The following is a 5502-nucleotide window of genomic DNA, read 5'->3' on the forward strand; positions in this document are numbered from 1 at the left end:
CGTCCTCGGGCCGCAGGTCAGGCAGGGCCTCGCGGAACGACGCCTGGAGCTCCTGGTTCGCGTTGGTCAGGGCCAGCCCGGCCGGGCTGCGCTCCCACACGCCCATCAGCCAGACCGCGTTGGCGCCGTCCGGCGTGATCGCGTCCCAGTCTGATCCCGTCACGCCGGCCAGGGTGACCAGCTGCCCGGCCGCCCGGGACAGGTCACTCAGCCAGACGGCCGTGTCGATCTCGTAGATCACCGGCTGGGCCGGCCACCCGGTCATGTGTGTTCCGTTTTGGCCATGGTGTGCTGCCTTCCCGTCAGGACATCACGCCGCCTCATCCAGGCTCCAGAGGCGAGACGGCCCGCGTCTCCTCCGCCGTGGGTGATTTCTCTGTCGAGGTGCCGCTTGCCCCAGACGACAGCTAGCCCGGGCAGGCTTCATGCACCCAGGACCCGCCCGCGCGCCTGCGGACATCCTGACGCGGCGTCATCGGCTGATCGCAACGGCCGCAGCACTGCCCGGCCGCATGCGCCGAGTTGCTGTCCCACCCGGCGGGGCTGGCGTCAGGAACGACAAGGCCGATCGGGCCGGAGCCGGTCACCGGCAGCCCGGCGCCGCCAGGGCAGTAATGATCCAGATGCACCTGGCGGACCCGCTCGCCGATCGACGTCACCCTCCCGCGCTCGCCCATGCCGGTACGCCGCCCCGAGTCAGGCCAGCGCCATGGCGATGGCGTGCAGGATCAGGCCCACGCCGGCCCCGACCACTGTGCCGTTGATGCGGATGAACTGCAGGTCGCGGCCGAGCAGCAGCTCCAGCTGGGTCGCCGTCTGCGTGGCGTCCCAGCGCTCGATGGTGCCCGTGACCAGGCCGGCGAGCTCGTCATGGAACTGGTCGGCGAGCGCCCTGGTTCCCGACTCGATCATCCGGTCGAGGCCCTCCTGAAGCCGCTGATCCGATCCGAGGCGGCTGCCGACCGCCGTCAGCGCGCCGGTCATCCGATGGCGTAGCTCGGACTCCGGGTCGGCAGCCTGAACGCGCATGGTCTCCTTCGCGTTCTTCCACAGCGCCGACGACCAGTCCCGCAGTCCCGCGCTGCCCAGCACTTCGCGCTTGATGCGCTCGCCGCGCTCGCGCAGCTCGGGCGACGTCTCAAGGCGATCAGGCAGCCCGGCGATCCACTCTTCGAACTTCTGCCTGGTCTCGTCGTCGGGATCGGCGGCCATCGCCGCCAGCCGCTCGCGCAGCCGGGTGTAGATGCGGTCGTAGACCCGCCGGTACACCAGGTCCGGCACCCAGCGGGGCGCCTCGATCTCGAACCGGTCGCGGAGCTCCTCGTAATGCTCCTCGAGATAGTGGTCCACGCCGGACAGGATGCCGTTGAACAGCTCGGCGTGGTGCCCTTCCGCGATGAGGGCCCGCACCAGCCGCCCGGCCAGCGGCGCCACGTCGAGGGAGTCCACGGCACGGGTCAGCTCGCCGGTGAGGATGCGCTGGGCGTCCTCGTCGCGCAGCGCTTCGGCCGCCGTGACCACCAGATCAGCGGCGTGCCCGGCGAACCGGGCGGCGTTGTCCTCGTCGGCCAGCCAGGCAGCGAGCCGGGGAACGACCTTGGCGGCGCGCAGCCGCTCGGTGAGCACGTCGGCGTTCAGGAAGTTCTCCTGGACGAACTGCCCGAGCGTGGCGGCGAACCGGTCCTTGCGTTCGACGATCACCGCGGTGTGCGGAATGGGCAGCCCCAGCGGGTGGCGGAACAGCGCGGTCACCGCGAACCAGTCCGCGACACCGCCGACCATGGCCGCCTCGGCGCCGGCCTGCACGTAGCCGGCGAACGTCCCGTGCCAGCGGGCCGCGGTCACCCCGATGAACAGGGCAGTCACCGCTACGAGCAGCGCGGTGGCCCGGCGGCGGGCCGCCGCCAGGCGGCGCGCACGCAGCTCGACCGACTCCCGCTCCAGCCCGGAGACCGGCGCGGCGGTGGTCCGCGCGGTTACCGGCGTTTCGGTGGAAGAGGTTGTCACGGGCACACCTCACGGTACCGTCCAGAGATCGACGACGAGCGGCGCCTCAGTGAGCCGCGCGATGTCCGCCGGCTCGAAGCCGGGCGCGCACTCGCGCAGCACGAGTCCGCGGCCATCGCGCTCGATGACCGCCAGGTCAGTGACGATGAGATCGACGCATTCGGTCCCGGTGACGTCGTACTGGCACGCGTTGACGATCTTCGGCTGGCCAGCGCGCTCGCAGTGCCACATGGCGATGATGAGCCTGCCAGGCTTGACGAGCAGGTCCATCGCGCCGCCGATGGCGCCGCCGCCCATCTGGGGCGTCGTCCAGTTCGCGAAAGAGCCTCGTCCGTCGACCTGGAAGGCGCCGAGCACGACCGCGGTGAGCCGGCCGGAACGGGCCATCTCGAACGCCTCCGTCGAGTCGAAGACGGCCGCGCCAGGACGGAGTGAGACCGGTTCCGCGCCGGCGTTGTAATAGTCGGGGTCGGCGTCCTCCGGGGCGAGGCGCGTCCCGTAGCCGAGGACGCCGTTCTCGGCATGCAGGACGACGTCGCGGCCGTCGAGGTGGTCGGAGACCATCGTCGGGAGGCCGACGCCGAGGTTCACGTAGCTGCCCTCGGGCAGCAGGCCGGCGATCCGCTCGGCGAGCTGCGCCGCGGTCCGGCCCGGGCGCCCCAGATACGTGCGTGCCTCGGCCGTCTCGCGCGCGACCCGCCACAGCGGCTCGGCCTTCTCCGCACGCTGGACGACCCGGTCCACGAAGATGCCGGCCAGGTCCACCTCGCCAGGCGCGAGCTCACCGACCTCGACGAGCTCGTCGACCTCGACGATGACGACCCTCGCGCCCTTCGCGAAGCTCGGTCCGAAGTTCTGGCTCGTGCCGCGGAACGAGACGTTGCCCGCACGGTCCGCCTTGCGGGCGTAGATGAGGGCGTAGTCCAGGTGCAGCGGGGATTCGAGGACGTAGGTCTGCCCGCCGAACGCGCGGCGCTCCTTGCCGCCGGTGATGACGGTGTCCTGGCCGACTGGACTGTAGAAGGCTCCTATCCCCGCCGCGACAGCGCGGAGCCGCTCGACGAGGATGCCCTGCGGTACCAGCTCGACGTCGAGCGGAACCGGGCTCAGTGCCGCGGCGGCGCCCGCGACACCGCCCGCGCGGGCCGAGAAGGCGGCGATGAGCCGGCTCGCCTGGCCGGCCTGCACGATCGAGACGGGATGCGCGGGATCCCGGCCGAGGGAGTTGCAGACGATCGTGAGGTCGCGCAGTTCCCGCGCGCGTACCGCCGCGGTGAGCTCGACAGGGAACCCGTGGATGACGCCGAACCCGGCGATCCCGATGACGCTCCCCGAATCGATGTCGGCTACGGCGTCAGCGGCGTTAGTCGCAACCTTGTCCATCGCACTCTCCTCGATCCGATCTTCTGGCAGCGACGCGGCGCCGTCCAGCCGGGACCGGATCTTCGCGGCCTATTCCATCGGGGACCTGCTGCCGCGAAGATCGTTAGGGAAGACTCACCGAGGAGGACATCGACATGACGGGTCCGCTGGCAGGCCTCCGGGTCGTCGACTTCGGCCAGTACGTGGCCGGGCCGCTGACAGCCGTGCTGCTCGCCGACCAGGGCGCCGACGTCATCCACGTCGACCCGCCTGGCGGCCCGCGCATGGCCGGTGTCGCGGACGCGTTCCTCAACCGTGGCAAGCGCCGCGCGATCCTGGACCTGAAGCGACCGGGCGACCTCGCCGCGGCGCGCCGCCTCGCGGCCAGCGCCGACGTCGTGATCGAAAACTTCCGGCCTGGAGTGCTGACCAGGCTCGGGCTCGACCTCGACGCGATCAGGCAGCAGCACCCCGCCCTCATCACGTGCTCGCTGCCGGGCTTCGGCGCCGACGACCCGCGCGCTCGCCTGCGCGGTTATGAGGGCGTCATCGCCGCCGCGACGGCCAACTGCGAACCGCGGCCCGGCGAGGAGCCGGTGGGCTGGGACTGGGAACGGCCCGCGTACTCGGCCCTGCCGCTCGCCTCGAGCTTCGCCGCGTACCTGGCGGGCGTGAGCATCGTGATGGCGCTGATCGCGCGGCGGCGCACCGGGCGCGGCCAGCGTGTCGAGGTGCCGCTGTTCGACGCGATGTTCACCCTCATCGGGCACAGCGGCGCCTACGTGAACGAGCGCGGGCTCCGGCCGCCGAGGCCCATTCACGGGCGCGGCGCGGGCGCGTTCCGCTGCCTGGACGGCAGGTACGTCCAGTTCGACACCTCGAGCGCCCGCCACCTGTCCTGGTTCGCCCGCGCCGCGGGCCTGCTCGGGCGCTTCGACCCCGAGCTGCTCGACCTCACGAGCAACGCGCGCCCCGAGGTCAACGAGCGCCTGCACGCCGCGCTGCGGGCGGAGTTCCTGACCCGCACGGCCGCGGAATGGGAGGAAATCGGCAACGCCGCCGGCGCCGCCATCGGGTTCGTCAGGACACCCGCCGAGTGGATCGGCACCGAGCACGCCCGCCGGACGCACGCGGTCGCCCCGGTGACCGATCCCGAGCTCGGCGCCATCTGGTGCGCGGGGCTGCCTGTCGCGCTGAGCGAGTTCCCTGATCCTTCGCTGCGGCCGCGCCGCCTGGCCGGGGCGGACACCGATGCCGTCCTCGCTGAGCTCGACGGCGAGCCGGCCCGCCCCGCTCCCGGCCCCGGCTCCGCGCCATCCGCCGGATCTGAGCCGGAAGTGGCGCTGTCCCAGCCGCTCAGCGGGATCCGCGTGCTGGACCTGGGCCTGGCGCTCGCGGGGCCGACGTGCGGCCGGATCCTCGCGGAGTTCGGCGCGAGCGTGCTGAAGATCGGGAGCCCCGCGGCCGGCGTGGGAGGGTACCTCAACCGGGGCAAGGAGTCGCTGCTCCTCGACCTCGGCACGCTGGCAGGCCAGGAGGTGTACTGGCGGCTGGTGGAGCACGCCGACGTAGTGCTCGAGAACTTCTCGCCCGGCACCGCCGGGCGGCTGACGATTGGCTCCGACGAAGTCCTGGCACGCCGGCCGGACCTCGTCTACACCTCGATCAGCTGCTACGGCCTCGGCGGACCGTGGACAGGGTGGCGCGGCTGGGAGCGCCAGGGCCAGGCGGTGACCGGGATCATGGAGCGCACCGAGCTGCCCTCGGTGCTCGGCCCGTACAACATCGTCGACATCGGCACCGGCATCCTCGGCGCGTTCGCGACGGCGCTCGCGCTCTACCATCGCCAGTCGACCGGCCGCGGCCAGCTCGCCAGCGCCTCGCTCGTCCAGTCCGCGACCTACCACCAGGCGCTGTTCATGTTCGACTTCCCTGGCTACCGGCCGGGCGAGCCGCGTGGCTACTTTGCGCTCGGCGAGAGCCCGCTGCAGCGCTACTACCGGGCGGCCGACCGGTGGTTCTTCCTCGCCGCCCGGCCTGAGGACATCCCTGCCCTGGCGGCCGTGACGCGGCAGCCGGAACTCGCGCGCCGCACCGGAGCGGCCCTGGAGGCGGCGCTCGACGACGCGTTTG

At 72.2% G+C, this 5502-nt stretch carries 5 protein-coding genes; 1 reads left to right on the plus strand and 4 read right to left on the minus strand.

Annotated features, from left to right (window positions below):
• From WA805_RS06655 to WA805_RS06670, 4 genes are all read right to left on the minus strand, one after another.
• Positions 1-265: hypothetical protein (locus WA805_RS06655; RefSeq protein ID WP_425241892.1), on the minus strand; the 265-nt coding region annotated here is incomplete at its 3' end.
• 142 nt (positions 266-407) lie between these two features.
• Positions 408-677, minus strand: a complete 270-nt coding sequence (locus WA805_RS06660) for a hypothetical protein (RefSeq protein ID WP_422272735.1) — start codon at positions 675-677, stop codon at positions 408-410.
• Positions 678-696: 19 nt separating this feature from the next.
• Complete coding sequence (locus WA805_RS06665) at positions 697-2007, minus strand: DUF445 domain-containing protein (protein ID WP_422289119.1); 1311 nt, start codon at positions 2005-2007, stop codon at positions 697-699.
• 9 nt (positions 2008-2016) lie between these two features.
• Positions 2017-3390, minus strand: a complete 1374-nt coding sequence (locus tag WA805_RS06670; RefSeq protein WP_425241893.1) for a 3-oxoacid CoA-transferase — start codon at positions 3388-3390, stop codon at positions 2017-2019.
• Positions 3391-3524: 134 nt separating this feature from the next.
• Here WA805_RS06670 and WA805_RS06675 point away from each other — a divergent pair.
• A partial coding sequence (locus WA805_RS06675) for a CoA transferase (RefSeq protein WP_425241894.1) occupies positions 3525-5502 on the plus strand: 1978 nt, incomplete at its 3' end.

The sequence above is a fragment of the Trebonia sp. genome (genome assembly GCF_049794275.1).
Classification (GTDB): Bacteria; Actinomycetota; Actinomycetes; order Streptosporangiales; family Streptosporangiaceae; genus Trebonia.